A 26,000-nucleotide genomic window follows, 5' to 3' on the forward strand; every position below is an offset into this window, starting at 1 on the left:
GACCGCTCATTCGAATTCCTCGCCGATGACCGGCGGCGCCACCCGTCGACCGTCACCGAAGACGTCGTCCGTCTCCAGCAGGTACGCGGGCCGGCGGTGTTCCTTGTCCTCGCCGCCCTTGCCGCGACCCGCGCCGGTGCCGCCCATCGCGCCCGGCCCGCCGGCGGCACCGCGTGCGCCGGCAGCCCCACGGCTGGCGGCCGCTTCCTCCGCGGCGAGCGCCCCGGAGCCGACGCCGGTGCGGCTGCCCGGTCCCTGCGTGCCCGGCCGCGCCTCGACGCCGCCGGCGCTGCCCCGCGGCCCGAAGCTCGTTCCGGACTCGCGGCCGTTGGGACCGAAACCGGTTCCCGTGCCGCGACCACCGGGACCGAAGCCGGTACCCGTGCCGCGACCACCGGAACCGAATTCCTCGCCGCCAACCGGCGATACCGGCGACCACGGGCCGAACCCGGCCGGCGGCTGCCCGATCGGCTCCGGTCCCGGCGTCGGCGACGGACTCGTGACCGGGGGCGCCCAGCTACCCGGCGGCGGACCGGCTGCGGCCACGCTGGTGCCCGTCGTCGGACCGGGCGGAGTCCACGTCCGGCCCCCGGGGTTCGGCCCTGTGGTGGTGCCACCTCCACCTGCGCCGGGTCCGTCGATCGTGCCCCACTGGTGCGGAGTCCACCCTCCCGGCCCGGGCGGCGGTTGGCCGCCGGGCGGTGGCGGCGACCCCGGAGGCGGCTGCTGACCCGGCTGGGCTGGGCCACCAGCGGTCGCGTCCGGCGGCACCGTCCACTGTGGAGTGCTCGTGTCGACCGACCGCGAGCTGGACTCCAATGTGGACATCACCTGCCGAGCCTGCTCCTCGGCCTGCTGCTGTTGCTTGTACTTGACGTAGACGTCGGTGCCCGCCTTGAACACGTTGAACGGATCGTTGTGCAAACTCTGCAGGAAGACCTGCTTGGGGTCGAAGTCCACGGGTTCCGGCATGGCGTCGCGAGCCTGCTGCGCCGCATTCGCCTGCAGCGCCACCCGGTTGGCATAGAAGCCGGACGTGGCCGCCGCCGTCTGACTCCAGTTCGCCAGCGGCTGTAACGCGGCGGTGGCCTGGTCGGCTGCCGCGCCCTGCCAGACCCCCGCCTTGGCCAACGCACTGGTCAACCGCTGCTGGTGGGCGCCGATCACCTGGCCGATCTGCCGGGACGTCTCACCAAACTCGCCTGCCCGACCGGGATCGTTGTCGGTGTGCACCATGTCGTAGAGCTGCCGGTGCCGAAAGCCCTGCCAGTGATACGTCTCGGTCAACGCGGGCGGGTCCATCCTCGCCACGCCGCCGCGCAGCCCGTCGCCCTCCGCGTCCAACACCCCACGCACGGCCGCGTCGCTCATGCTGTTGATCCACCCCATGAGAACCCCCCTTGCTGCTCAAGCCGGAATCTGCGCCATCACCAGGTCCATTACCTGCCTCAACAGCGCACACGAATCAATCAAACCGCTGCGATTGGGCTCAACATCGCCGTCGACCACCTGGCCGGTCCCGACCTCCACCCGCGCGAGACACCCGTGACCATCACCGAGGTTGTCGCCAAGCACCGCCGGACGGCCGGCGATCTGCGTGCGCTGCAAGCGATCTACGCCGGGGATCGACGGGTCGGCATACGTGCGCTTGAAGTCGAAGGCAACCGCGATCTGTGCCTTATCCGTGTTCCACTCGCAGATGCCGGCCAGGGACTGATCCTTGATTGTCGGCTGGTGGCCGTTCTTGATCACGCCGAGTTGCTGCGTCGCCTGCGGCGTGAGCAGAGTGCAGGGGTCGACGTTGGCGAGCGAACTGCTGGCGGACCCCGATGCGGATGTAGCTGGCGCGGACGACGCGGTCCGGGAATCCGCCGTGTGAGTCGCCGAGGGCTCGCCGCCGATACTGCTGCTGCAACCCGCAGCCAGCAGCCCGGCACACACCAGCGCCGCCGTCCCGCCGGTTCGCTTGGTCATCCGTCTCATCAAGCTCCCTGCTTCCGGAACACATCTGCGCTGGCCTGCTCACCGGTCTCGTAGCGCCTCTTGACCTCGCTCAGCGCGTCGATGACCGCCTGCAGGGCATCCGCGTACTTCAGGTATGCCCATGCTTGAGAGCCCCCGTACCGCTCGTCGGACGCCACCCGGACCAGCCGCTGCGACATCACCTGCGCCACCGGACTCGTGCCGAACTTCGGCGGTGTCTCTGCCAGACGCCGTGCCGCCGCGTGCGCTTCGTTCGCCTCGTCGCGGAGAGCTTCGATCTCCGAGATCGCTGCGGGGAGCTGGGCCGGGTCCACTTGGAGCGCGCCGGAGCGGACCATGCCGGCGAGCTGTTGTGCGCCCGCCATGGCGGCGGCGGCGATGCCGCTCACGCCCGGAAGTAACGCGCCGGCCGTGGCCTGCGCCGCCCAGGCGTTCGCCGCGCTGCCGGTGGTGTCACTGATGTTCATCGCGCCCCCTTCGGCCGACCCGGACCGTCATGGTCAAAAAGTAGCAGTGATCACGAAGGCCAGTGGGCGCATTCTGACAATGTGAACTGAGCCGCGCGGAAAGGTAAGCGGCGCGTCCCGGATCAGGGCTGAAGGGTCAGCGGGACGATCGGGCTGGGTCGCGGGGAGACCGGGATCTGGTAGCGCTGGGCGAGGTAGCTGGCCATGTCGTGGAAGATCGGCGCGGCGGAGCGGCCCTCGGGCCGGCTGTAGTCCGGGGCGTCCAGCATGATGCCGATCACGAAGCGCGGGTTCTCCGCGGGCAGCATGCCGGCGAAGGTGATCCAGTATTTGGAGTCGCTGTAGCAACCGCAGTTCGGGTCCACCTGCTGGGCCGTGCCGGTCTTGCCGGAGATCTGGTAGCCGGGTAGCGCCGCGGACGTGCCGGTGCCCCGCTCACCCACGCCCGGCGCGTCCTGGGTGACCGCGCGCAGCATGTCCCGCACCGTCCTCGCGGTGTCCGGGCTGACCACGCGCACCCCAGCGGGTCGGGGTTCCTCCTGGCGGGTGCCGTCCGGCCTGATCTCCGCCTGGACGATGCGCGGCGGCACGCGCACCCCGTCGTTGGCGATCGCCTGGTACATGCCGGCCATCTGCAGCACCGTCATGGACAGGCCCTGACCGATCGGCAGATTGCCGAAGGTCGACCCGGACCACTGGTTGCGCGGCGGCACCGAACCGGGGCTCTCCCCGGGCAGGCCGATGCCGGTGCGCTGGCCGAGGCCGAGCCGCTGCAGCATGTCGGCGAACCGGTCCGGCCCGACCTTCTGCGCGGTGAGCACGGTGCCGATGTTCGAGGAGCGGGCCAGCACGCCGGTGAAGGTCAGGTTGATGGTGCCGTGCGGCCACGCGTCGTGGATCACCCGGTCGGCGACCGGTAGCTCGCCGGGCACCTGGATCACGGTGTCCGGCTTGACCGCCCCGTACTCGATGCCCGCGGCCGCGGTGACCACCTTGTTCACCGACCCGGGCTCGTACGGCGTGGTCACCGCCGGGTTGGCGAGCTGGTTGAGGGTTACCACGCGCGAGTTCGGGTCGAAGGCGGTGTCGTTGGCCAGCGCGTACACCTCGCCGGTGTGCGCGTCCATGACGACCATGCTGCCGTCACGGGCGCCGGTCTTCCGGACGTAGTCGGCCATCAGGTGCTGCGCGGTGTACTGCACGTCGGTGTCGATGGTGAGCTGCACGTCCGAGCCGGGCGTGGCGGGCACCAGGTCGCGCTCGGTGCCCGGGATGACCACGTCGTTGTTGCCCTGCTCGGTGTCCACCACCATCCGGCCGGGGCTGCCCGACAGCACGTTGTCCAGCGAGCTTTCCAGGCCGGCGATGCCGTGCGTGCCGGGCGGCTGCTGGTCCTTACGCCAGTTGGCCAGCCCGACGATGTTGGACGCCACGGTGCCCTGCGGGTACTCGCGGATGGCCCGGTACTCGGAACCGACGTCCGGGAACGTCTTGGTGATCTGGGCGGCCTTGACCGGGTCCACGTTGTCCACGAGGTAGACGAACGAGGTGTCCGCGCGCAGCTTGGCCAGCAGGTCCTGCTCGTTCACCGCGTCGCCGAGCACCCGGTGCATGGTGGCGGCGATCTCGGCGGTGTGCGTGTCGAAGTTGCCCCGGGACGGGTCCTTCCGCGCCTCTTCGGTCCAGGTCTTCTTCATCAGCCGGGGCAGCACCCACAGCGACCGGGCCTCCTGGCTGAACGCCAGCGGGGTGCCGTTGCGGTCCAGGATCGAGCCGCGCTCCGCGGGAATGTCCTTGGTGGTGGTCCGCTGCTGCTCGGCGCGGGTGGACAGGGCGGTGGCCTCGAAGCCCTGCACCTGCACCAGCCGCACCCCGGCGACCAGCAGGGCGAGCACCATGAGCAGCCGGCCGATCAGGATGCGGGCGCGGTGGCTGCGGGTACCGGTGCGCCGGTCGCGGCGCACGGTGGGTGGCCGGCGACGCGCCGGCCGGGCGGCCGGGCCGCGCGGCATCAGCCACCGCCTCCGCCGGCTCGACCCTGCTGCTGGGTGGTGGGCACCGGGCTGGTCGGCGCCGGCGGGGCCGGCGCTGGTGGTGGCACGGCCTGCGTGGTCGGCGGGGGTGCCGGCGGGGCCTTGGCCGGCGTCGGACTGCCGTACACGGTGATCGTGCCGTCCGGCCGCACCACCAACCGGGCCGGGTCGCCGGCCGGGACCAGGCCGAGTTCCTGGGCCCGCCTGGCCAGCGAGGGCGCCGAGTCCATCTCGGCCACCTCCCGCCGCAGCTGCTCCACCCGGGAGGACAGGTCGGTGGTCTGCTTGCGCGCCGTCTCCAGCCGGTAGGAGTCGGTGGCCGCCTGGGTGGACAGCCACAAGATCGCGGCCAGGCCGGTGGCCAGCACCGCCATCACCATGATCACGAACGGCGCCTTGGGTGCGATCGCGGACGCCCGCCGCGGCACCAGCCGCAGCCAGCGGTCGCCGCGCGGCGTGCGGCGCGGCCGCGCGGGCTCGGCGGCCGCGGACCGGGCCCGCGGCGCACCGCCGCCGCCCTGGCTGCCGCGGGTACGCCGGGGTGGGGCCGGGTTGACCCGTTCCCGCGGTGGCGCGCTCACCCGTCCCCTGGCCGGCGGGTCGCCGACACGCTCCGGTGCGGTCATGCCGGCACCACCCCCCTCGCGTCCGCCGGCCTCCGGATCCGCTCGGCGGCACGCAGCCGCACCGACGCGGCCCTGGGATTGGCGGCCACCTCGGCGTCGGTCGCCTTCTCCGCACCCCGGGTCAGCAGCTTCAGCTGGGGGGCGTGCTCGGGCAGCTCCACTGGCAGGTCCGGTGGGGTGCGGGAGACGGCCAGGTCCGCGAACGCGCGCTTGACCATGCGGTCCTCCAGCGAGTGGTAGGACTCCACGACGATCCGGCCGCCCACGGCCAGCGCGTGCAGCGCCGCCGGCAGTGCCCGGCGCAGCGCCTCCAGTTCGCCGTTGACCTCGATCCGCAACGCCTGGAAGGTGCGCTTGGCCGGGTGGCCGCCGGTGCGCCGGGTGGCCGCCGGCACCGACTCGTAGACCAGCCGAACCAGCCGGTCGCTGGTGCGGAACGGCTCGCGGTCGCGCTCGCGGACCACCGCGGCGGCGATCCGCGCGGCGAACCGTTCCTCGCCGTAGTCGCGCAGCACCCGGGTCAGTTCCTCGGCCGGGTAGGTGTTCAGTACGTCCGCCGCGGTCAGCCCGGTTTCCGGGTTCATCCGCATGTCCAGCGGCGCGTCCTGGGCGTAGGAGAATCCCCGCTCGGCGGCGTCCAGTTGCAGCGAGGACACCCCGAGGTCGAACAGCACGCCCTGGACATCCGGCATGCCAAGCTCGGCGAGCACCTCCGGCATCCGGTCGTAGCCGGCGTGCACCAGGTGCACCCGGTTCCCGTGGCGGGCGAGCCGCTCACCGGCCAGGGCGATGGCCTGCGGGTCCCGGTCCAGGCCGACCAGGGTGAGCCGGGGATGCGCGGACAGCAGCGCGTCGGCGTGCCCGCCGAGCCCGAGCGTGGCGTCCACCAGCACGGCCGGCCGGTCGGCGAGGGCGGGTGCGAACAGCGCGAGCACCCGATCCACGAGGACCGGAACGTGCCGCGGCGGCTCGGGCATGCCCCACCCCCTTCTCCGTACCGCCTGCCGTGGTGGACGCCGGTGCCCGGCGGTGTCCCTCCTGACGCGCGGCGCGCTCGCACCGCCTGGGCTCGGGCGTGGTCGCGCGTCTCACCTTCCTGACGGGCCGCCCCGCCACGACCGGGGGGCTTCGCCCTGGCGCGTCCCAACCAGGAGCGGGTGCCGTCAGGTCCCCGCCCGCCCGTCGGACCTGGCGCCGGGGAAGTTGCGCCAGGGCCGATAGCCGAGCGGACCGAGGCCTCACGACACCCGGATCGCCCCGCCGTCCTCGCCGCCGCGGCTCCCTCGCGGCGCGAGCGCGACCCCTCCTGGTCAGAAGATGCCGGGCAGCACCTCCTCCTGGGCGCTGGCGTAGCTGTCCTCGTGTTCGGCGAGGTAGCACTCCCAGCGCTCGGCGTCCCAGATCTCCAGCCGGTTGATCGCCCCGATCACCACGCAGTCCTTGGCGAGCCCCGCGTAGCGCCGCAGCTCCGGCGCGATCGAGATCCGGCCCTGGCCGTCCGGGCGCTGCTCGTCCGTGCCGGCGAACAGGTAGCGCTGGTAGGCGCGGACGGCCTCGTTAGTGAACGGTGCCTCCGCCACCTTGCGCGCCAACTGCTCGAACTCCGCCCGCGGGAACACGTACAGGCAGTGGTCCTGGCCCTTGGTGACCATGAGACCCCCCGCAAGCGCATCCCGGAACTTCGCCGGCAGCGTGAGCCGCCCCTTGTCGTCAAGTTTTGGGGTGTGCGTACCCAGGAACACGGCACACACCTCCCCACCGATCCGATGTGGACCGGCGGCGGGACCCCGCTTGCCCCACCGGCCGCCACAGTACCCCACTTTTCCCCACAGTCAACGCGGACGCCAGCCGTCCTGACCCGATTCACCCGGCGTTTACGCTGGTAGACCCGGTGGGGTCGAGTGGGGGGCGGTGGTGCGGCGGTACGCGTCGATACCGGACCGACACTCTCCGCGCTCGCGACACCCCGCCGAGGCGCGCGCCCGAAGGGCGCAACGACCAGCCGCCGATCCGCCCCCGGTGCGCACCGTCGAGCGGCGGTGGTGGAAAGTGGGACGTCGCGGGTGGGTCCCCGGGAGAGGCCGCGACCTGCTCGCGCCGTGTGACGGGCTGGGTCTCTTCGCCGAGTTTTGACACACTGCGTGCGACGCTGGTCGCCGCCGGCACGATCGCCCGTACGGCGGGCAGCTCGCCCGCACCGGTCCCCGCAGGGCCATCGGGGCCACGGTCACCGAGCAGCAGCAGGAGGTCGAGTGACGCCGAGCACCCAGCCCACCGCACTCTCCGGTCAGACCTACGGCCGCGGTGGGAGCGGAGGCGCGGGTGCGCCGCATGCGCCCGCACGACCGGCCGAATCGCTGGACGAGCTGCACGAGATCACCCAGCGCATCGCCGCCAACGTGGAGCGCGTGCTGGTCGGCAAGCCCGAGGTGGTGCGCACGGCGCTGGTCACCCTGCTCTCCGGAGGGCACCTGCTGGTCGAGGACGTGCCGGGGGTCGGGAAGACCTCGCTGGCCAAGGCGCTGGCCCGGTCGATCGACTGCACGGTGAGCCGCATCCAGTTCACCCCCGACCTGCTGCCCAGCGACATCACCGGGGTGTCCATCTACAACCGGCACGACGGCGACTTCGAGTTCCGTCCCGGCCCGGTGTTCGCCAACATCGTGGTCGGCGACGAGATCAACCGCGCCTCCCCGAAGACCCAGTCCGCGTTGCTGGAATGCATGGAGGAGCACCAGGTCACCGTGGACGGGCAGACCTACCCGCTGGGCCGGCCGTTCATGGTGATCGCCACGCAGAACCCGGTCGAGATGGAGGGCACCTACGCGCTGCCGGAGGCGCAGCGGGACCGGTTCACCGCCCGCGTGTCCATCGGCTACCCCGACCCGCAGGCCGAGCTGGCCATGGTCGACGAGCACGCCGGCGAGGACCCGCTGACGGCGCTGCGCCCGGTGTCCGACGCCGAGCAGGTGCGCCGGCTGGTCGCCGCGGTCCGGCACGTGATCATCTCGCCGGAGGTGCGCCGCTACGCCGTCGACCTGGTCGCAGCCACGCGGCGCATGCCGGAGCTGCGGTTGGGCGCCTCGCCGCGGTCCACGCTGCACCTGGTGCGGGCCGCGCGGGCGCAGGCCGCGCTGGCCGGGCGGGACTTCGTGGTGCCGGACGACGTGCAGGCGGTGGCTCCCCCCGTCCTGGCGCACCGGCTGGTGCTGACCGCGGAGGCGCAGGCGGCCCGCCGGTCGCCGCTGGACCTGGTGCGGATGCTGGTGCAGCGGGTGCCGGTACCGCAGGGCGCGGCCGACCCGACCAGCGAGTGGCTGAACACCTTCCGGCGAGCGAGGTAGCGGCGCGATGCGGGTGTCCAGCCGCGGCGGGCGTGCGCGAACGGGGGAACCAGCGAGATGCGGGCCGTACTGGGCGGGCTGACGGTCCGCGGTCGGTGCCTGCTCGCCGCCGGATTCGCGGCGGCGCTGTGCTCCATCGTGCTCAACGAGCGCGACCTGCTGCGCATCGCGATCGCGCTGGTCGCCCTTCCCGCGCTGGCCGCGCTGCTGGCCAGCCGGGCACGGGTGGGGCTCGCCGCCGACCGGCAACTGCTGCCCAGCCGGGTGCCGGTGGGCGAGGTCACCGAGGTGCGCCTGGCGGTGCGCAGCACCGGCCGGTTGCCCACCGGTGGCCTGCTGCTAGAGGACGGCGCGCCGTACGCGATGGGTGGCCGGCCCCGGTTCCTGGTGGACCACCTGCCACGCCGGGGCAACGCCGTGGTCAGCTACCCGCTGCAGCCCATGTTGCGCGGCATTCATCAGGTCGGCCCGCTGATCGCGAAGGTGACCGACCCGTTCGGGTTGGCCGAGTACGACCGCGAGTTGGGCGGCCACAGCCGGCTGGTGGTCGTGCCACAGGTGGTCGAGCTGTCCGCGCTGCCCGGCGGCGCAGGCCTGGGCTCCGGTGACGCCGGCGCGATCCGACTGCGCACCGGGCAGGGCGAGGACGACGCCGTGGTCCGCCAGTACCGGCACGGCGACGACCTGCGCAAGGTGCACTGGCGGTCCACCGCGCGCCAGGACGAGCTGATGGTGCGGGTCGAGGAGCGGCCGTGGCGGGGCGGCACCACGGTGCTGCTGGACCGCCGCTCGGCCGCGCACCGGGGCACCGGAGCGGCGTCCAGCCTGGAGTGGGCGGTGTCCTTCACCGCGAGCGTGTGCCTGCACCTGCACCGCTACGGCCAGCAGGTGCGGCTGTCCGTCGAGGACGGCCGGGTGCTGGCCGGCGGCGCCGGGGACGGCGGGCACAGCGACTCGGTGGTGCTGGACGCGCTCGCCGCGCTGCAGCCCTCCCCCGGCCGGGATCTGGTGCTCGGCCGCGACCCGGGGATCGGCCAGGAGGTGATCGCGGTGCTCGGCGCGGCCACCGCCGCGTCCGCCGCCGAGTTGGGCCGGTTCCGGCCACGCGGCACGACGAACCTGGCGGTGCTGATCGACGTGGCCCGGTGGACCGCGACCGGCGAGGACAACACGCCCGACCCGGAGGAGGCGGCCCGGGTGCTCCGCGCGATGGGCTGGCACGTGACCATCGCCCGGCCCAACTCGCCGATGCGCCGGGTGTGGGAGGCACTCTGCCGGGCAGGCAGCGCCCGCGACCCGGAACTGGACCGCACATGACCGGACGGCATCGCGAGGACGAACGGCAGGCCGAGTGGGCGGTGCCGGCCACGCCGCTGGCCGCGGGGCTGGCGGTGGTCACCGCGTCCAGCGCGCTGGCCGGCGTCGTCGCGGGCCTGGTGTGGCTGCTGTACGTGGCGGTGGCGGTGACCATCGTGGTGGCCACCGGGCTGGTGCTCCGCTCGCTGCGGCTGCCGGCGCCGCTGGTGCCGCCGGCGCAGGTGGTCGCGCTGCTGTTCCTGGTGGTCTCCGAGTTCACCCGGGGCACGGTGCTGGTGCTGCTGCCCACCCCGTCCGCGCTGCGCGAGCTGGGCGGGGTGCTGGGCGAGTCGATCCAGGAGGTACAGACCGGCGTGCCGCCGGTGCCGGCCACCCCGGCGATGCTGTGCCTGGTCGTGCTCTGCATGGGCCTGGTCGCGGTGCTGGTGGACGTGCTCACCGTGGCGGTGGACACCCCGGCCGCGTCGGGGCTGGTGCTGCTGTGCGTGTTCGCGGTGCCCGCGTCACTGTCCGACGCGCTGCTGCCGTGGTGGACGTTCGCGCTCGGGGTGGCGGGTTTCGCGGCGCTGCTCGCGGTGGACCGGCAGCAGCGGCAGCGGGAGTGGCGGGGCAGGGTGGGGCTGCCCTCGGCCGCGCGGGCCTGGCGGGCCCAGTGGCGGCCGGCCGCGGCGGTGACCGCGGTCGCGGTGGCGCTGGCGCTGCTGGTCGGGTCGAACGTGACGGTGATCGGCACGGCGGGCCGGCTGCCGGGCGGGGCGGGCGGCTTCGGCTCGGACTCCACCGGCGGGCTGGGCATCAAGCCGTTCACCCAGCTCACCGGGATGCTGGAGCACAAGGGCAACGTGCAGCTGTTCCGGGTGCGCGGCCTGGACTCGCCGACCTACCTGCGCACCCTGACCCTCCGGCAGTACGTGCCCAACCAGGGCTGGGAGCTGGGCGGGCCGATGCCCGAGGGCGTGCCGCCGGGCCCGCAACTGCCGCCGGCGCCGGGGGACACCGGCACCGATCGGACCACCCGGGTCCAGATCGAGCCGGTGAACTGGGAGGACGTGTGGCTGCCGGTCTACGGGCGGCTGCGCGGGCTGACCGGGGTCAGCGAGAACTGGCGCTACGACCGCACCACCGGTGCCGTCTACAGCGAGCAGCCGCACCGGCCGGGCCGCTACGTCGAGGACGCCTCGCTGTCCCAACCCACCGCCGAGCAGCTCCGCAGCGTGGACGACCTGCCGATGGACGTCGACCCGGCGTACCGGCGGATCGGCGGGATCGACCCGAAGATCGTGCAGCTGAGCCAGCAGCTCACCGCCGGGGCGAGCACGGAGTTCGACAAGGCGGCCGCGATCTACCGGTTCTTCACCACGCCGACGAACGGCTTCAGCTACGCCGTGCGGACCGCCCGGCCGGTCACCGGGGACGCGCTGTACGACTTCCTGTTCAACAGCCGGACCGGGTTCTGCGAGCAGTACGCCTCGGCGATGGCCGTCATGCTGCGGGTGGTCGGGGTGCCCAGCCGGGTGGCGATCGGGTTCACCGCCGGCTACCAGGACGGCGACCACCGCACGATCACCTCGCAGGACGCGCACGCCTGGGTCGAGGTCCAGTTCCCCGGCTACGGCTGGGTGATCTTCGACCCGACGCCGCTGGCCGACGGGCGTGCGGTGGTACCGCCGTACCTGGCGCCCGATTCGGCCGCCGGGCAACCGGGTCAGCAGTCGGCGGGTGGCGCGCCGAGCCCGGCTCCGACGTTCGCGCCGCCGGCCCCGTCCCGCCCGTCCGCTCCGGGCGCCGCGCCCAACCCGACCCCACCGGCCCGCCCGGCCGGCGGTGAGCCCGGCTGGCTGGTCTGGGCGCTGGTCGGGGTGCTGGTGCTGGCCATTGGGTTCACGGCGCTGCGCTGGTACGCGAGCCGGCCCCCGCCCACCACCGAGAGCGCCGACGAGGGGCGGGCGGCCCGGCGGGAACGGCTGCGCCGGATGATCGTCCGCGGTGACCCGGCCGGTGTGGCGTGCTGGCTGGTCGCGGTCGTGCTGGCCGCCGGGCTGCTGTCCTGGTGGCTGGCGGCGGCGGTCGTCGTGCTGGGCCTGGCCGCCACCCCGTGGGCGCTGCGCGAGCTGCACCGCCGCAACCGGCTGCGCGTGGTGGCCGCGCTCGGCGAGCGGGCCGCCACAGCGGCGTGGCAGGAACTGCTTGCCGAATCCACGGACCGCGGCACCCTGGCACCCGACAGCGAGACGGTGCGCCTGGTCGCGCAGCGGATGGTGCGCGACCACGGCCTGGACGAGCAGGGCGAGCAGGGGCTGAACTCGGTCGTCGGCGCGGTGGAACGGGCATGGTACGGGGGCCGCGGCTCGGCCGATCCCGGGCTGCCCGAGGCGGTGGATCACGTGCGGCGCAGCCTGGACCGCAACGCGCCGCTGTCGCTACGCGACCGGCTCATGCCGCGATCGGTGCTGCGCCGGCCGGGCCGCGAGCCCGCGCGGCGCGGGTAACCGAAAACCGCGCCGTTACCGGAAAGCGCCCGCGGACAACCGGAACGCACCCGCAGGCATGAGAACCGCCGAGGATGGCGACGGCGCCCCCGCGAGGGGACGCCGTGCGTGTCGCCGGGGCCGCCTACTGCTGGTCGAAGCGGCGGCGGAAGCGCTCCTCCATGCGTTGCGCGAACGAGCTGCGACGGCGCTGCGCCTCCTCCGAGCTCTCGCCGCCGCCCTGCGCGCTGCCCCGACGGATGCTGGTCAGGGTGAGCAGGGCGCCGAGGAACATCATCAGGAAGCCGAACACGCTCACCACCGGAATGCTGGCGAGCTTGAGCGGCACCATCACCCCGAGCACGAGAAGGGCGACACCAAGCACGAACAACGCGGCACCCTGCAGGCGTCGCCGCCGGGACGGTCGACGCAGCCGGACTCCGCGGACGGTGGAGGCGAACTTCGGGTCCTCGGCGTAGAGCGCGCGCTCGATCTGTTCGAGCAGTCGCTGCTCGTGCTCGGAGAGTGGCATGGCTCCTCCTCCGGCACAGCTCTTCGGGGTCGTCGGGTCAGGCGAGGGCTTGTCCCGGCGGGCATCTCTTCGGGGATGTCACCGTCCAGAATACGGTTCCCCCGCCGGCTCCACTACCCAAACCGGTGGGGGATACCGATCTAGACGTCGCCATCATCCGCATGGGGCAGCAGCGACGCAGGTCGTACGGCCGAAGACCCGAACAGCGACCGAACATGGTCGGCCGCCGCCTCGGCCTCCCGCCAGCCGGCGGTCTCGTCATCCAGCACGAGTTGCTCCCCGGAGCCGCCCTCGCCGGTCAGTTGCTCGACCCGAACGCCCAGTAGCCGCACCGCTCCCGGCGGCACCTGCTCGTCGAGAAGCTGCCGTGCGGTGCGGTAGATCTCGTGGGTGAGATCGGTGGCCACGGGCAACGTGCGGGACCGGGTGATCGTGCCGAAGTCGGCGTACCGCACCTTGATCGACACCGTGCGCCCGCGCAGCCGGCGGGCGCGCAGTGCGGCACCGGTCCTCTCGGCCACCCGGAGCAGCTCACGCCGCAACACGTCGCGGTCGTGGTGGTCGACCGCGAAGGTCTGCTCGGCACCGACGGACTTCTCCGCGGCGTCCGGCACCACCGGTCGCGGATCGTGGCCCCGGGCCAGCGCGTGCAGGTGCTCGGCGGCGGCGCCGCCGACCGCGCGGCGCAGCCGGGACAGCGGGGTCGCCGCCACGTCGGCCACCGTGGCCAGGCCGAGCTGGGCCAGCCGCTCCGCGGTGCGCCGGCCGACGCCGAACAGCGCGGACACCGGCAGCGGGTGCAGGAACTCCAGCGTCTCGGCGTGCGGCACCACGATCATCCCGTCCGGCTTGGCCATGCCGGAGGCCAGCTTGGCCACGAACTTGGTGGACGCCACGCCCACCGAGCAGGTGACGCCGTGCTCGGCGGCGACCCGGCGGCGGATCTGCTGGCCGATCTCGCCGGGGGTGGCGCGCAGCCGGCGCAACGCGCCACCGACGTCCAGGAACGCCTCGTCCAGGCTGAGCGGCTCGACCAGCGGGGTGATCGACCGGAAGATCGCCATCACACCACGGGAGACCTCCTGGTACGCCCGGAAGTGCGGGGGCAGGAACACCGCCTGCGGGCACAGCCGCATCGCCCGGGCGGCCGGCATGGCGGAGCGAACGCCGAACCGGCGCGCCGGGTAGTTGGCGGAGAGCACCACGCCGCGCCGCCCGGCGCCGGCCACCACCACCGGCCGGTTCCGCAGCTCGGGGCGCTCGCGCAGCTCCACCGACGCGTAGAAGGCGTCCATGTCGACGTGCAGCACCGGGCAGCCGGTGTCGTCCGGCCAGCCGTCCTCGCCGGCCAGGAACCGGCTGACCCCGCGGGGCAGGTCACCGCTGCGTCCCATGCCGAAGCCCCATCGCGCCACGCCGTCGAACACCCGTTCGACCTCGCGGTCAGTGTAGCCGCCGCGCGGTGGCCGGCCATGCGGCGACGCGTGCCGGGCCGCGCGGGGCAACGGGGACGCCGACCGGCCGTAACCGCTGGACGCCCGGTCAGTGCGGGCGGCGGGCCAGGGCGTGCAGCCGGGCGGCGATGTCCCGCAGCGGGGACCGGCCGGCGGCGGCCAGTTCCAGCTCCTGCAGAGCCTCCGCGGCGCTCGGGCTGGCGTCCAGTTCGGAGGCAGGTACCAGGTCGGTGAACACCCCCTGGCCCTGCAGCACCTCAACGACCAGGCCCGCGCCGACCAGCAGCAGGTCCAGTTCGGCGGCGTCGAACCGGCGCTGCACCTTCTCCCCCGACGCGGCAAGCTGGCCGGTGTCGTCATCCAGCAGCCGGCGCGCCTCGACCAACCGGCCGGCCAGCGCGCGGTGCAGCACGGCCCCGTACCGGTTGGCCACCAGCACGGACACCGCTCCACCCGGCGCCGCGGCGGTGGCCAGCGCGGACAGCGCGGCCGAGGCGTCGTCGACGATCTCCAGCAGGCCGTGCCCGAGGACCACGTCGGCCTCTCCGGCCGGGACCAGGTCACCCAGCGCGTCGGTGTCGCCCTGCACCGCGACGATCCGGTCGGCGACGCCGGCGTCCTCGGCCCTGCGGTGCAGCGTGGCCAGCGCGTTCGGGCTCGGCTCCACCACGGTGACCAGGCATCCGGCGGCGGCCAGCGGCACGGACCAGACCCCGCTACCGCCGCCCACGTCGAGCACCCTGGCCGGCTCACCGCCGCGCCGTTCGCTTGCGGCGAGCAGTTCGGCGTCCAGCACCTGGTGCACGGCGTCGGATCCCACGGACGCCAAGCTTAGGGTGCGGTTTCCGGCCGGACGCGGCGGCGGGGCCGGCGTGGTCGGGCCTGGTTGGCTCCGGTGATCCGTGGCCCGAAGTTTTCCGGCGACTACGCTGCACCCCGTGCAAACGGTCGCTGTGCTGAGCCTCAAGGGCGGTGTCGGGAAGACGACGGTGGTGCTCGGTCTGGCTTCGGCCGCGCTGCGCCGCGGAGTGCGAACACTCGTGGTGGACCTCGATCCGCAGTGCAACGCCACGGCGACACTGGAACCCGGGGATACCGAGGCGAGCCTGTTCGAGGTGCTGAACAGCCCGAAGCCGGCGACGCTGCGCGCGGCGGTGGCGCCGAGCGCCTGGGGCGACACGGTGGACGTGCTGGTCGGTTCGGAGGAGACCGAGTCGCTGAACCACCCGGACCCCGGCTCGAAGAAACTGAGCAAGCTCGGGCACGCGCTGACCAAGATCCACGAGCTGGTCGAGGAGGGTGACGTGCCCTACCAGCTCGTGCTGCTGGACTGCCCGCCGTCGCTGGGCCAGCTCACCCGGTCCGCCCTGGTGGCGGCGGACCGCGCGCTGCTGGTCACCGAGCCGACCATGTTCGCCGTCGCGGGGGTGCAGCGGGCATTCGAGGCGGTGCAGGCCGAGCGGGAGACGCACAACCACAACCTGCAGCCGCTGGGCGTGGTGGTGAACCGGGTGCGGCCGCGCTCGCACGAGCACGACTTCCGGATCAAGGAGCTACGGGAGATCTTCGGCCCGCTGGTGATGCCGGTGGCGCTGCCGGACCGGTTGGCCGTGCAGCAGGCGCAGGGTGCGTGTATCCCGATCCACGACTGGGGTACGCCCGGTGCGCGCGAGGTGGCGCTCGGCTTCAACCTGCTGCTGGCGCGGGTGCTGCGGGCCAGCCGGCGGCGGGCCAGGCCGGCCGCCGGCGGGCGAGCCGAGGGCGAGGCGGAGGCGAGCGGATAGGCCGGTGCGGCGGGGGTGCCCGAGGGTGACACGGTCTTCCTGACCGGGCGGCTGCTGGACGAGGCACTGGCCGGGCGGACGCTGCTGCGCGGCGAGCTGCGCCACCCTCGTCTGTCCACAGTGGACCTCGCGGGTCGGGTGGTGCTCGGCGTGCGTTCGGTGGGCAAGCATCTGCTCGCCCGGTTCGACGACGGGACGAGCCTGCACAGCCATCTCCGGATGGACGGGGCGTGGCGGGTGTACCGGCCCGGCGAGCGGTGGCGTGGCCCCGGCCACCAGGTGCGCGCGATCCTGGCCACCGCGGAGCGGACCGCGGTCGGCTTCCGGCTGCACGACATGGCGCTGCTGGCCACCCGGGACGAGGTGCGGCTGGTCGGGCACCTCGGCCCGGACCTGCTGGACCCGGCCTGGGACGAGCGGCTGGCCGGCGAGGCGGCGACCCGGCTGGGCCGGCGGGCCGACCGGGAGGTGGGCCTGGCGCTGCTGGACCAGACGGTGATGGCCGGCGTCGGCAACCTGTACCGGGCGGAGGTGTGCTTCCTGCTCGGCGTGTCACCGTGGACGCCGGTGTCGGAGGTGGATGCCGGGCAGGCCGTGCGGCTGGCCCGCGAGTTGCTGTCCCGCAACGCCTGGACGCCGGCGCGGTCCACCACCGGCGACAGCCGACCCGCGCGCCGGCACTGGGTCTACGACCGCGCCGGCCGGCCGTGCCTGCGCTGCGGCGCGGCGGTGCGTGCCGCGCCGCAGGGCCACGGCCTCGACGAGCGGACCGTGTACTACTGCCCGACCTGCCAGCCCGGTCCGCGTCCCACGGAACCCAGCTTCGCCCGCCGGCGTTACGAGTGAGGGTCCGGTGACGCGGGCCGGCGAAGCGACGCGGCGGTCGGGCCGTCGCGTAACGTGGCCGGGACAGCTCGCCTTCGATCCGAAGTGGAGGGACACGGCCAGCGTGATCTACAAGCAGCTCGTTCGCAGGTCGCTGTTCCGCATGCAGGGGGGCGACGCCGAGGCGGCGCACGAGTGGACGCTCGACGCCCTCTCCGAGATCTGCAACTCGCGCGCCCAGCTCGCCGCGCTGCGCCGGTGGTACGCGGTGCGCTCGCCGAAGCTGGAGCGCACCGTGTTCGGGCTCCGGTTCCCCAACCCGGTCGGGTTGGCCGCGGGGATGGACAAGAACGGCGTGGTGCTGCCGGCGTGGGCGGCGCTGGGGTTCGGTTTCGTCGAGATCGGCACGGTGACCAGGTACGCGCAGCCGGGCAACCCGAAGCCGCGGCTGTTCCGGCTGCCGGACAGCGAGGCCGTGATCAACCGGATGGGGTTCAACAACGAGGGCGCGGACGCGCTGGCCACCCGGCTGCGCATGCACGCCCACCGGGTCGTCCCGCTGGGCATCAGCATCGGCAAGTCCAAGGCCACGCCGGTGGCGGAAGCGATCGAGGACTACCGGTACTCGCTGCGCACGCTCTACCCGTACGGCGACTACTTCGCGGTCAACGTCAGCTCGCCGAACACGCCCGGGCTGCGCGGGCTGCAGGACCGCGCGGCGCTGTCCGAGTTGCTGGAGGCGCTGCGCATCGACACCAACCGGCTGGCCAGCATCCAGGGCAAGCCGCCGAAGCCGCTGCTGGTGAAGGTCGCGCCCGACCTGCCCGACACCGCGATCCGGGAACTCGTGCAGGTCTGCCTGGACCGGCGGATCAGCGGCGTGATCGCCACCAACACCACGTTGGACCGGCGCGGCCTGGCGGAGTCGGACGCGGCGGCGGCCAGGGAGCAGGGTGGGCTGAGCGGTCGCCCGCTGGCCGCGCGGGCGCTCGAGGTGGTCGCGCTGATCAGCAAGGAGACCGAGGGGCGGCTGCCGATCGTGGGCGTGGGCGGCATCTTCGGCCCGGACGACGCGAAGCGGATGTTCGACGCGGGTGCCAGCCTGATCCAGGTGTTCACCGGCTTCATCTACGAGGGGCCCGCCCTGGTACGGCGGATCAACCGGGCGCTCGCCCGGGGGTAGGCGGCCGGGACTAGGCGGCGCGCGACCGCCGGGCCCGGCGCAGGATCGGATGCAGCAGCACGATCGCCAGCGAACCCCAGGCGATGCCGCCGAGCTGGACCCCGCCGACGCTGAGCGTCAGGTCACCGATCCCGGCGACCAGGGCGACGGCCACCACCATGAGGTTCACCGGGTCGCCGAAGTGCACCCGGTTCTCCACCCAGATCCGCACGCCCACCATGCCGATCAGCCCGTACAGCACCAGGGTGGCCCCGCCGAGCACGCCGGTCGGCACGGTGTCCACCAGGGCGCCGATCTTCGGGGAGAAGGACAGCAGCACCGCGCTCACCGCGGCGACCGCGTAGGCGGCGGTGGAGTACACCCTGGTGGCCGCCATGACTCCGATGTTCTCCGCGTAGGTCGTGGTGCCCGAGCCGCCGCCGAGCCCCGCTAACGTGGTGGCCAGGCCGTCGCCGATCAGCGCGTCGCCGACGCTGCCGTCCAGGTTGCGGCCGGTCACCGCGGCCACCGCCTTGACGTGGCCGACGTTCTCCGCGACCAGCACGATCACCACCGGCAGTACCAGCACGACCACTGAGGGGCGCAGTTCGGGACCGTGCAGCGCGGGCACGCCGAACCAGTCGGCGGCGCGCAGCCGGCTCAGCTTGTCCGCGTCGAGGGCACCGCCCAGCGCGCCGACCAGCCAGCCGGCGAGCACGCCGAGCAGCACCGCGGTCCGGGACAGCAGGCCGCGGCCGAGCACGGCGGCGAGCAGGATGATGCCCACGGTGACCGTGGCCACCAGCGGCTGCGCCTGGTACATCCGGGTCGCCTGGGGCGCCAGGTTGAGCCCGACCAGAATTACCACGGCGCCGGTGACCACCGGCGGCATCAGCGAGTCGAGCAACCGCACGCCCAACGCCTTGACCGCGACGCCGACCGCGATCAGCACCAGTCCAGCGGTGAGCACGCCGCCCAGTTGCGCGGCCATGCCCTGCTCCCGGGCGGCGGTGAGCGGGGCGATGAACGCGAACGACGAACCCAGGTAGCTGGGCACCCGGTTGCGGGTGAGGACCAGGAACAGCAGTGTGCCGACCCCGGAGAACAGCAGGGTCGTGGTGGGCGGCAGCCCGGTGAGGGTGGGAACCAGCACGGTGGCGCCGAACATGGCCACCACGTGCTGTAAGCCGAGACCGATGGTGAGCGGCCAGCTCAGCCGCTCGTCGGGTGACACCACCTCACCTTCGGTCACCCGCCGACCGTCGCCGTGCACGGTCCACAGCGCCACGTGCGCCCCTCCCGGCAGTCCCTCGTTCGCCCCAGGGATACTGCCACGCCACGTAGCGGTTGTGACTAGATAACGATCCGTAATTCACACCAATGCCTTGTCGCCGGTCAGCTTCATCCCACTGTCCGGTTCACTTCAAATACCCTACGTGAGCCACTGTGTTCTGGTTCACATGGCCTCGTGCGGCACCCGCCACCCGGTCAGCGGCTGACATGCCACTGACAGCCTGTTCCGGAACCGGACCGATCCTGCGGTGACGAGTGTCGGAACGCGCCAGGGCGAAGCCCCGCGATCGCGGTGACGGGGCGCCTGATCAGGCACGACCGGAGTGCGGGTCCGATCGCGCCCCGGCGACGCGATCGCGGCGCGCGTTCAGGAACAAGCACTGACACCCACCGAGCCGCGTTCCCGGTGCCGATCAGCTCGGCGAACCGTGGGACAGCTCGCGCAACGCGGCAGCCAGGCCGGCGAGGTGGTCGGTGGCGTCCTCGAGCGCCCGCCGAGGCATCGCCTGGGAACTGGCCGCCACCGCCCGGCCCGCCGCGGCGACCAGGCTGCCGTAGCCGTCCACCCCCTCGTCGAGCTGGGCGCGCAGCCGCCTGACCCCCTCGACCAGCGGGCCCCGCTCCAGCGGCGGCGCGTGCTCCCTGGCCCGCTCCACGGCGCGCAACTGCTCCGCCGCCTCGCGCAGCGCGGCCGCCGCCTCCGCCGCGGTGGCCCTGGCCTGCGCCACCGACTCGGCCGGCACCTGCGGCACGCCGCCGATCGGCCGGGACAGTTGGCGCAGCAGTTCCTCCAGGCTGCTCTCCGCAGCGGCCAGCCGCTCCATCGGCTCCCGGGCCACGGACTCGCGCGGCGGCAGGCTGACCGGCTGCGGGGGCGGGTCGGGCAGCGGCGTGCGGTGCAGGCGGTAGGCGCGGGCCCCGGACCTGGCCCCGACAACGGCGGTGCCCGCGGCGAACCCGCCCAGCACCACGGCGCCGACCGGCGAGTGCGCCACCGCGATCTCCAGGCCGCTGCCGCCGGCCAGTGCCGCGGTCAGCGTGGCCCACGCGCCGGTGGCCCGCACCGCCCGGCGCCGGCGCCGCAGCAGCCGGGCCCGCGGGTCGCGCCACTCGGCGACCTTGCGCCGGAGCTGCTCGGCGACCTGGCCACGCACCTGCCGCTCGACGAGCTGCCGCAGCTCCCAGAACTCCGCCCCGCGCGACCCCACCATCCACCTACCCAGCTCGATCCCGGCGCGGCGGCCACCGCGGCCCGGGGACAACGGACTGCTGGCGGCCGTCCCGACGGCCTCGCCGGTCAGGCCCCGTCCGCCTGCTGCGAGTTGCGCTGGCTGGCCTGCTGCACCCGCTGCTGGATCTCCTGCTGGATGCTCTGGCTCGGCGCGTTCTGGTTGTTCGACACCGCGGGCGTGCCGGAGGACTGGCTACCGCCCTCGACCTGACCAGCCACGGAGCCGCCGCGCAGCGACGCACGGATCTGCTCCAGCCGGCTGGAGCCGGCCATCTCGGTGGTGGACTGCTGGACCTCGAGCATTCGGCCCTGCACCGAGTTCTGCGCCAGCTCGGCCGAGCCAACCGCGGTCGCGTACCGCTTCTCGATCTTGTCCCGGACCTCCTCCAGCGAGGGGGTGCTGCCCGGGGCCGCCAGCTCGGTCATCTGGCGGAGCGACGCGGACACCTGCTCCTGCATCTTGGCCTGCTCGAGCTGGCTGAGCAGCTTGGTGCGCTCGGCGAGCTTCTGCTGCAGCACCATGGCGTTCCGCTCGACCGCCTGCTTGGCCTGGGTGGCCGCCTGCAGGGCCTGGTCGTGCAGGGTCTTGAGGTCCTCGATGCCCTGCTCGGCGGTGACCAGCTGAGTGGCGAAGGACTGCGCGGCGTTCTCGAACTCCTGCGCCCGCTGCTCCTCCCCCTTGGCCCGCGCCTCGTCCGCGAGGACCAGGGCCTGCCGCGCCGAAGCCTGGAGCTTCTCGACCTCACCGAGCTGGCGGTTCAGCTTCATCTCCAGTTGGCGCTGGTTGCCGATGACCGCCGCGGCCTGCTGGGAGAGCGCCTGGTGCTGCCGCTGCGCCTCCTCGATGGCCTGCTGGATCTGCACCTTTGGATCGGCGTACTCGTCGACCTTGGACGAGAACGACGCCATCAGGTACTTCCAGAGCTTCACGAACGGATTGGCCATCTCCTCCGCCTGCTTTCTTGATGCTCCCGGGTTCAAGCCGCCGCGCCCAGGCAAACGACCCGGGGCCGGTGCTGGTTCCATCGTGTCAGGTGCGCCGACCGGCTTCCACCGAACCCGAGAGATATCCGGGATCACCCTGATCCGTCAGCGGGGAGACGAGCACGGTCCTCCTCAGGCGGCCACCACGACGCCGCGCGCGTCGCCGAGCGGGGTGCTCAACCGGTGGCTGAGCATGGGCTCCAGCCGCAGGTCGCACAGTTCCTCGCCGACCGAGGCGGATACCAACTCGCCGCACTCCAGGCGGCCGTCCCCCGCCGATGCCTCGGCGGGCGCCGGTTGACGCGCGGACTCGGGCTCGGGCACCCGAGGCGGCACCGACTCCCCGGAGGTCACGCCCTCGACCGCGTCCACATCGGCGGCGACCCGGTGCAGCAGTTCGGACAGCCGCAGGTCGAGCGCCTCGCAGATCGCCGCGAGCAACTCGCTGGACGGCTCCTTGCGCCCGCGTTCGACCTCCGACAGGTAGCCGAGGCTGACTCGGGCTGCTCGGGAGACCTCGCGCAGCGTGCGCTGTTGGGACGTGCGGGCATGGCGGAGCCGATCACCGATCGCCTCCCGCAGCAGCACGGTCATCGCGCGCCTCCTTCCAGCCTGGCCCGTGCCTCAACGTTACCGAGCAACACCACCACCCGGCAGTGAGTTCATCAGGGCGTCCGCCAAGGGCGAACGATCTACGTGGTCCGGATGTTCCCACGTTCGCCGGACACTACGCCTATTGTCGCAGGTCACGCACGTCCGCCGGGCTCGGGGTCGGCACTTGGGTCGGTCCGGGCCCTTACCGTCGCCTTCGCGTCCCGGCATGGCGCACGCGGCCGCGCGTTACCGCGTTCGGGCTACCGAAGGCAACCGGCGAGCAGGTGCAGGCCGGCGCGCACGGCGGCGCCGCGCACGGCGTGCCGGTCGCCGTCCCGCCGGATCTTCCGGCCGGTCTCGGTGCCCGGCCCGGACACCGCGAGGTACACCGTGCCCGGCGCCACCCCGTCCTGCGGGTCGGGGCCGGCGACCCCGGTCAGACCCAACCCCCAGGTCGCCCCGCAGGTCCGCCGCGCGCCCGCGGCGAGTTGCGCGGCCACCTCGGCGTGCACCGCACCCACGGTGGCCAGCAGGCCGGCGTCCACCCCGGCCAGGCCGGCCTTGAGGTCCGTGGCGTACACCACCAGCCCGCCGCGCAGCACCGCGCTGGACCCGGGGACCGTGGTGAGCGCCCCGCAGACCAGGCCGGCGGTCAGCGACTCGGCGGTGGCCACCGTCTCGCCGCGCTCGCGCAGCGTCGCCACCAGTGCAGCGACCTCCTCGCCGGGCACGCCGAGGGCGGCCAGCAGCGGATCGTCCACGGGTGGCCCGGCGTTCACGGGGCCACGGCACCGCGCCCGCGTACCCACAGCCGCAGCGCGCGCACCAGGTAGTCGGCGCCGGTGACCACGGTGAGCAGCACGGCGGCGCCCATGGCCACCCAGCGCACCGGCTCCGCCAGCTCTGGCAGGGGCAGCAGGTAGAGCCCGATCGCGACCACCTGGAGCAGCGTCTTGGCCTTGCCGCCGCGGCTGGCCGGGATCACCCCGTACCGGATCACCGCGAACCGCAGCAGCGTCACCCCGATCTCCCGCACCGCGATCACCACGGTCACCCACCAGGGCAGGTCGCCGAGCAGGCTGAGACCGACCAGCGCCGATCCGGTGAGCGCCTTGTCCGCGATCGGGTCGGCGATCTTGCCGACGTCGGTGACCAGGCCACGCCGCCGGGCCAAGTCGCCGTCCAGCCGGTCGGTCAGCGAGGCCAGCGCGAACACCGCGGTCGCGACGGCCCGCCAGCCGGCCTGGTGACCACCGTCCTGGAACAGGGTCACCAGGAACACCGGGACCAGCACCAGCCGGCTCAGCGTCAGTACGTTCGCGACATTGAACAGCGGCACGGTGGTCGCCGCGCCCGGGGCGGGTTCCGGCCGCGCTCCGCCGGCTCCCTCGGCCGCCGCACCGGCGCTGGGGCCGGGGCGGGGATCGTCCGAACCGCCGTGCGCGGCGCTACTCACTGCTGCACCTCCCGCGGCCTCGCGCGGTGGTCGCCCCAGGTGCCGCGGCCTGCCACCGGGCTGCTCACACCGGACCACCCCTCGGCAGCACCTCCAGTGGGCTGACCACCAGGTCGACGCCCTCGGCCGCGTCCACCCGGCAACGCACCAGGTCACCGACGGCCAGGCCGGCGCCGTCGGTGAGCACGCACTCGCCGTCCACGTCCGGCCCCTGGTGCGCGGCGCGCCCGGCGCAGTCGGTGTCCGCCGACTCGGCGCGTTCGACGAGCACCACCACGTCCTCGCCGACGCGGTCCTCGGCCCGCTGCGCGGTCAGTTCCTCGACCAGCGCGGAGATTCGGCCCACCCGCTCCGCGACGGTGTCGGCGTCCAGCTTGCCGTCGAAGCCCTCGGCCTCGGTGCCGTCCTCGTCGGAGTAGCCGAACACGCCGACGGCGTCCATCCGGGCCGCGGTGAGGAACCGTTCCAGTTCGGCGAGGTCTTCCTCGGTCTCCCCGGGGAAGCCGACGATGACGTTGGTCCGGATGCCCGCGGCCGGGGACAGCTCGCGGATCTGCTCGATCAGGGCCAGGAACGACTCGTTGGAGCCGAACCGGCGCATGCGGCGCAGCACGGCGGCACTGGCGTGCTGGAAGGACAGGTCGAAGTAGTCGGCCACGCCAGGCGTGGTGGCGATCGTGCGCACCAGTCCCGGCCGGGTCTCCGCGGGCTGCAGGTAGGACACCCGAACCCGGTCCACGCCGGGGGTGGCGGCCAGCTTGGGCAGCAGCGTCTCCAGCGCCCGCGGATCGCCCAGATCCTTGCCGTACGACGTGGAGTTCTCGCTGACCAGGAACAGTTCCCGGGCGCCGTGCTGGGCCAGCCAGGCTGCCTCGCCGAGCACGTCCTCGGGCGGCCGCGACACGAACGCGCCGCGGAAGGACGGGATGGCGCAAAACGAGCAGCGCCGGTCGCAGCCGGAGGCGATCTTCAGCGCGGCCACCGGGGCGTCGTCCAACCGTTTGCGAAGCGTCCTCGGCCCCCAGCCGTGACCGGGCAGCGCGACGCCGTCGGAGGCGGCCGGCCGCCGCACCGGGCTGATGGGCAGCAGGGTTCTGCGGTCCACCGGGGTGTGCGGCTGGATGTGCCGGCCGGCCAGCACGTCGGTGAGCCGGTCGGTGAGCTGCGGGTAGTGGTCGAAGCCGAGCACGGCGTCCGCCTCGGGCAGGTGCTCGGCCAGCTCGGCGCCGTAGCGCTCAGCCAGGCAGCCCACGGCGACCACCTTGGCGCCGGTGTCCGCGGCGGCCAGCAGGGTGTCCACCGAGTCCTTCTTGGCCGACTCCACGAACCCGCAGGTGTTCACCACCACGACGTCCGCGCTGCCCTCGTCGGCGTCGACGAGTTCCCACCCGTCCGCGGACAGGCGCCCGGCCAACTCCTCGGAGTCCACCTCATTGCGGGCGCACCCGAGGGTGAGCAGGGCGACGCGACGCGGGCTTGACGAAGACGACACGTGGCTCAGGGTAGCCGCCCCGAAATCCCGATCAATGTCCCGCACCGCCAGGCAGTACCCGCACTACCAGACGCCAGACGCCGGTGGATGGGTTGCCCAGATGGTTGCTTCCCGCGACCTGCAGCCGCCGGCCCTGCTCGACGGCGGACCGCACGTGGGGCGCAAGGTTGTCGGCGCCGCCGCGTGGGTGGGAGGCGGGCGGAATGCGTTCGACCGGGCCGATAGGTTTGCGACGTGAACGATCGCATCGTCGTGCGTCGTGCTCGCACCGGCGACGTGCGGGCGATGAAGGCGCTGGTGGACCAGTACGCGGGCAAGGTGTTGCTGGAGAAGGCGCTGGTCACGCTGTACGAGGACGTCCAGGAGTTCTGGGTGGCCGAGGACGGCGGCGAGGTGGTCGGCTGCGGCGCGCTGCACGTGCTGTGGGAGGACCTCGCGGAGATCCGCACCGTGGCCGTGGCCCCGCACGCGCTGGGCCGAGGCATCGGTCACGCCATCGTCGACCGGCTCATCGAGGTGGCCGGCGACCTCGGACTGAGCCGGATCTTCGTGCTCACCTTCGAGACGGAGTTCTTCGCCCGGCACGGTTTCGTGGCGATCAACGGAACGCCGGTGCCGCCTGAGGTGTACGACGAGATGCGGCGTTCGGCGGACGAGGGCGTGGCCGAATTCCTCGATCTTCCCTACGCCAAACCCAACACGCTCGGTAACACCCGGATGTTGTTGGAACTGAGCACTTCCGGATAGAGCGTTATTCAGAGCCCTTACCAGCCAAGTCGGTAGAACTCCAGTGCGGTGACGATTCGGATGACATTCGGAAGCTCGGCGAGGTGCCCTCGAAAGCCGGTGGCAAGTATCTTCCAGTTCTTGACATGGGCGATGCATCGTTCGACGGCAGAGCGCAGTGAGGAGATCACCCTGTTGTTTGCCTTGTCGCCGATAGAGAGCTCGCCAC

The 26,000-nt window shown here is 73.2% G+C and carries 25 protein-coding genes; 7 read left to right on the forward strand and 18 right to left on the reverse strand.

The genetic code is table 11. The features are described from left to right. Window positions 1-6 precede the first annotated feature (6 nt). From FFT21_RS21980 to mraZ, 7 genes are all read right to left on the reverse strand, one after another. Window positions 7-1,371: a PPE domain-containing protein gene (locus FFT21_RS21980; RefSeq protein ID WP_192909685.1), complete on the reverse strand. Its 1,365-nt coding sequence runs from the start codon at window positions 1,369-1,371 to the stop codon at window positions 7-9. Between the two features lie 36 nt (window positions 1,372-1,407). Then, entirely contained in the window at window positions 1,408-1,974 is a 567-nt protein-coding gene (locus FFT21_RS21985) for a DUF3558 domain-containing protein (RefSeq protein WP_192909686.1), read from the reverse strand. 8 nt (window positions 1,975-1,982) lie between these two features. Further along, window positions 1,983-2,450: a hypothetical protein gene (locus tag FFT21_RS21990; RefSeq protein WP_137815819.1), complete on the reverse strand. Its 468-nt coding sequence runs from the start codon at window positions 2,448-2,450 to the stop codon at window positions 1,983-1,985. A 122-nt stretch (window positions 2,451-2,572) separates the two neighbouring features. Beyond that, the gene (locus tag FFT21_RS21995; protein WP_137815820.1) at window positions 2,573-4,462 is read right to left on the reverse strand and encodes a peptidoglycan D,D-transpeptidase FtsI family protein; all 1,890 of its coding nucleotides are present in this window, start codon (window positions 4,460-4,462) and stop codon (window positions 2,573-2,575) included. Continuing rightward, the gene (gene ftsL / locus FFT21_RS22000) at window positions 4,462-5,109 is read right to left on the reverse strand and encodes a cell division protein FtsL (RefSeq protein WP_137815821.1); all 648 of its coding nucleotides are present in this window, start codon (window positions 5,107-5,109) and stop codon (window positions 4,462-4,464) included. Before ftsL ends, FFT21_RS21995 begins: the two co-directional genes overlap by 1 nt. Further along, a complete protein-coding gene (rsmH, locus tag FFT21_RS22005) occupies window positions 5,106-6,086 on the reverse strand; it encodes a 16S rRNA (cytosine(1402)-N(4))-methyltransferase RsmH (protein ID WP_137815822.1) in 981 nt (326 codons plus the stop codon). The genes ftsL and rsmH overlap by 4 nt, the downstream gene beginning before the upstream one ends. Before the next feature lie 333 nt (window positions 6,087-6,419). After that, the gene (gene mraZ / locus FFT21_RS22010) at window positions 6,420-6,851 is read right to left on the reverse strand and encodes a division/cell wall cluster transcriptional repressor MraZ (RefSeq protein WP_137815823.1); all 432 of its coding nucleotides are present in this window, start codon (window positions 6,849-6,851) and stop codon (window positions 6,420-6,422) included. Window positions 6,852-7,361: 510 nt separating this feature from the next. Between mraZ and FFT21_RS22015 the strand changes: the two genes are divergently transcribed. From FFT21_RS22015 to FFT21_RS22025, 3 genes are read left to right on the forward strand one after another with little or no spacing between them, the layout of a single operon-like run. Beyond that, window positions 7,362-8,453 (forward strand): AAA family ATPase, encoded by a 1,092-nt coding sequence (locus tag FFT21_RS22015; RefSeq protein ID WP_137815824.1) that lies wholly within the window; start codon window positions 7,362-7,364, stop codon window positions 8,451-8,453. Between the two features lie 57 nt (window positions 8,454-8,510). Beyond that, a complete protein-coding gene (locus FFT21_RS22020) occupies window positions 8,511-9,770 on the forward strand; it encodes a DUF58 domain-containing protein (RefSeq protein WP_137815825.1) in 1,260 nt (419 codons plus the stop codon). Continuing rightward, a complete protein-coding gene (locus FFT21_RS22025; RefSeq protein WP_137815826.1) occupies window positions 9,767-12,259 on the forward strand; it encodes a transglutaminase TgpA family protein in 2,493 nt (830 codons plus the stop codon). Before FFT21_RS22020 ends, FFT21_RS22025 begins: the two co-directional genes overlap by 4 nt. Window positions 12,260-12,383: 124 nt before the next feature. Here FFT21_RS22025 and FFT21_RS22030 read toward each other — a convergent pair whose 3' ends face one another. The 3 genes from FFT21_RS22030 to FFT21_RS22040 all read right to left on the reverse strand — a co-directional run bounded on the left by FFT21_RS22030 (window position 12,384) and on the right by FFT21_RS22040 (window position 15,044). Further along, the gene (locus FFT21_RS22030) at window positions 12,384-12,770 is read right to left on the reverse strand and encodes an SCO2097 family morphological protein (protein ID WP_137815827.1); all 387 of its coding nucleotides are present in this window, start codon (window positions 12,768-12,770) and stop codon (window positions 12,384-12,386) included. A gap of 140 nt (window positions 12,771-12,910) precedes the next feature. Next, on the reverse strand, window positions 12,911-14,164 hold the full coding sequence (locus tag FFT21_RS22035; protein WP_137815842.1) for a DNA polymerase IV: 1,254 nt from the start codon (window positions 14,162-14,164) through the stop codon (window positions 12,911-12,913). Window positions 14,165-14,312: 148 nt separating this feature from the next. After that, a complete protein-coding gene (locus tag FFT21_RS22040; protein ID WP_137815828.1) occupies window positions 14,313-15,044 on the reverse strand; it encodes a class I SAM-dependent methyltransferase in 732 nt (243 codons plus the stop codon). Window positions 15,045-15,162: 118 nt separating this feature from the next. On the opposite strand from FFT21_RS22040, the gene FFT21_RS22045 reads away from it, so the two are divergent. The 3 genes from FFT21_RS22045 (at window position 15,163) to FFT21_RS22055 (ending at window position 18,016) form a co-directional block, all read left to right on the forward strand. Beyond that, window positions 15,163-16,008 (forward strand): ParA family protein, encoded by an 846-nt coding sequence (locus FFT21_RS22045; RefSeq protein ID WP_137815829.1) that lies wholly within the window; start codon window positions 15,163-15,165, stop codon window positions 16,006-16,008. A gap of 15 nt (window positions 16,009-16,023) precedes the next feature. Continuing rightward, the gene (locus FFT21_RS22050) at window positions 16,024-16,854 is read left to right on the forward strand and encodes an Fpg/Nei family DNA glycosylase (protein ID WP_137815830.1); all 831 of its coding nucleotides are present in this window, start codon (window positions 16,024-16,026) and stop codon (window positions 16,852-16,854) included. A gap of 103 nt (window positions 16,855-16,957) precedes the next feature. Beyond that, entirely contained in the window at window positions 16,958-18,016 is a 1,059-nt protein-coding gene (locus tag FFT21_RS22055) for a quinone-dependent dihydroorotate dehydrogenase (protein ID WP_137815831.1), read from the forward strand. Window positions 18,017-18,026: 10 nt separating this feature from the next. Here the strand turns inward: FFT21_RS22055 and FFT21_RS22060 are convergent, their stop codons facing one another. The 7 genes from FFT21_RS22060 to rimO form a co-directional block, all read right to left on the reverse strand. Then, a complete protein-coding gene (locus tag FFT21_RS22060) occupies window positions 18,027-19,283 on the reverse strand; it encodes a uracil-xanthine permease family protein (RefSeq protein WP_137815832.1) in 1,257 nt (418 codons plus the stop codon). A 418-nt stretch (window positions 19,284-19,701) separates the two neighbouring features. Further along, window positions 19,702-20,499 carry a phage shock envelope stress response protein PspM gene (gene pspM / locus FFT21_RS22065; protein WP_137815833.1) on the reverse strand — a complete coding sequence of 266 codons (798 nt, stop codon included), beginning with the start codon at window positions 20,497-20,499 and terminating at the stop codon, window positions 19,702-19,704. Window positions 20,500-20,585: 86 nt separating this feature from the next. Next, the gene (locus FFT21_RS22070; protein WP_137815834.1) at window positions 20,586-21,464 is read right to left on the reverse strand and encodes a PspA/IM30 family protein; all 879 of its coding nucleotides are present in this window, start codon (window positions 21,462-21,464) and stop codon (window positions 20,586-20,588) included. Between the two features lie 171 nt (window positions 21,465-21,635). Next, a complete protein-coding gene (locus tag FFT21_RS22075) occupies window positions 21,636-22,097 on the reverse strand; it encodes a helix-turn-helix domain-containing protein (protein WP_137815835.1) in 462 nt (153 codons plus the stop codon). A gap of 260 nt (window positions 22,098-22,357) precedes the next feature. After that, window positions 22,358-22,828, reverse strand: coding sequence for a CinA family protein (locus FFT21_RS22080; RefSeq protein ID WP_371856850.1), 471 nt, complete (start codon window positions 22,826-22,828; stop codon window positions 22,358-22,360). Window positions 22,829-22,872: 44 nt separating this feature from the next. Beyond that, window positions 22,873-23,553: a CDP-diacylglycerol--glycerol-3-phosphate 3-phosphatidyltransferase gene (gene pgsA, locus FFT21_RS22085; protein WP_192909687.1), complete on the reverse strand. Its 681-nt coding sequence runs from the start codon at window positions 23,551-23,553 to the stop codon at window positions 22,873-22,875. A 64-nt stretch (window positions 23,554-23,617) separates the two neighbouring features. Further along, window positions 23,618-25,045, reverse strand: coding sequence for a 30S ribosomal protein S12 methylthiotransferase RimO (gene rimO, locus FFT21_RS22090; RefSeq protein ID WP_137815836.1), 1,428 nt, complete (start codon window positions 25,043-25,045; stop codon window positions 23,618-23,620). A 234-nt stretch (window positions 25,046-25,279) separates the two neighbouring features. On the opposite strand from rimO, the gene FFT21_RS22095 reads away from it, so the two are divergent. Continuing rightward, complete coding sequence (locus tag FFT21_RS22095) at window positions 25,280-25,792, forward strand: amino-acid N-acetyltransferase (RefSeq protein ID WP_137815837.1); 513 nt, start codon at window positions 25,280-25,282, stop codon at window positions 25,790-25,792. A 17-nt stretch (window positions 25,793-25,809) separates the two neighbouring features. Here FFT21_RS22095 and FFT21_RS22100 read toward each other — a convergent pair. After that, on the reverse strand, window positions 25,810-26,000 hold a 191-nt coding region (locus FFT21_RS22100; protein WP_137813614.1), incomplete at its 5' end, for a transposase family protein.

Source organism: Gandjariella thermophila (assembly GCF_005405885.1).
Taxonomy (GTDB): domain Bacteria; phylum Actinomycetota; class Actinomycetes; order Mycobacteriales; family Pseudonocardiaceae; genus Gandjariella; species Gandjariella thermophila.

Excerpts from the sequence above, each read along its gene's own strand:
- FFT21_RS22030 (WP_137815827.1), bottom strand. The coding sequence starts at position 12,770 with ATGCCACTCTCCGAGCACGAGCAGCGACTGCTCGAACAGATCGAGCGC.
- FFT21_RS21980 (WP_192909685.1), bottom strand. The coding sequence starts at position 1,371 with ATGAGCGACGCGGCCGTGCGTGGGGTGTTGGACGCGGAGGGCGACGGG.
- FFT21_RS21990 (WP_137815819.1), bottom strand. The coding sequence starts at position 2,450 with ATGAACATCAGTGACACCACCGGCAGCGCGGCGAACGCCTGGGCGGCG.
- FFT21_RS22075 (WP_137815835.1), bottom strand. The coding sequence starts at position 22,097 with ATGACCGTGCTGCTGCGGGAGGCGATCGGTGATCGGCTCCGCCATGCC.
- pspM (WP_137815833.1), bottom strand. The coding sequence starts at position 20,499 with ATGGTGGGGTCGCGCGGGGCGGAGTTCTGGGAGCTGCGGCAGCTCGTC.
- FFT21_RS22020 (WP_137815825.1), top strand. The coding sequence starts at position 8,511 with ATGCGGGCCGTACTGGGCGGGCTGACGGTCCGCGGTCGGTGCCTGCTC.
- FFT21_RS21985 (WP_192909686.1), bottom strand. The coding sequence starts at position 1,974 with ATGACCAAGCGAACCGGCGGGACGGCGGCGCTGGTGTGTGCCGGGCTG.
- FFT21_RS22035 (WP_137815842.1), bottom strand. The coding sequence starts at position 14,164 with ATGGGACGCAGCGGTGACCTGCCCCGCGGGGTCAGCCGGTTCCTGGCC.
- rsmH (WP_137815822.1), bottom strand. The coding sequence starts at position 6,086 with ATGCCCGAGCCGCCGCGGCACGTTCCGGTCCTCGTGGATCGGGTGCTC.
- FFT21_RS22025 (WP_137815826.1), top strand. The coding sequence starts at position 9,767 with ATGACCGGACGGCATCGCGAGGACGAACGGCAGGCCGAGTGGGCGGTG.
- FFT21_RS21995 (WP_137815820.1), bottom strand. The coding sequence starts at position 4,462 with ATGCCGCGCGGCCCGGCCGCCCGGCCGGCGCGTCGCCGGCCACCCACC.
- FFT21_RS22070 (WP_137815834.1), bottom strand. The coding sequence starts at position 21,464 with ATGGCCAATCCGTTCGTGAAGCTCTGGAAGTACCTGATGGCGTCGTTC.
- ftsL (WP_137815821.1), bottom strand. The coding sequence starts at position 5,109 with ATGACCGCACCGGAGCGTGTCGGCGACCCGCCGGCCAGGGGACGGGTG.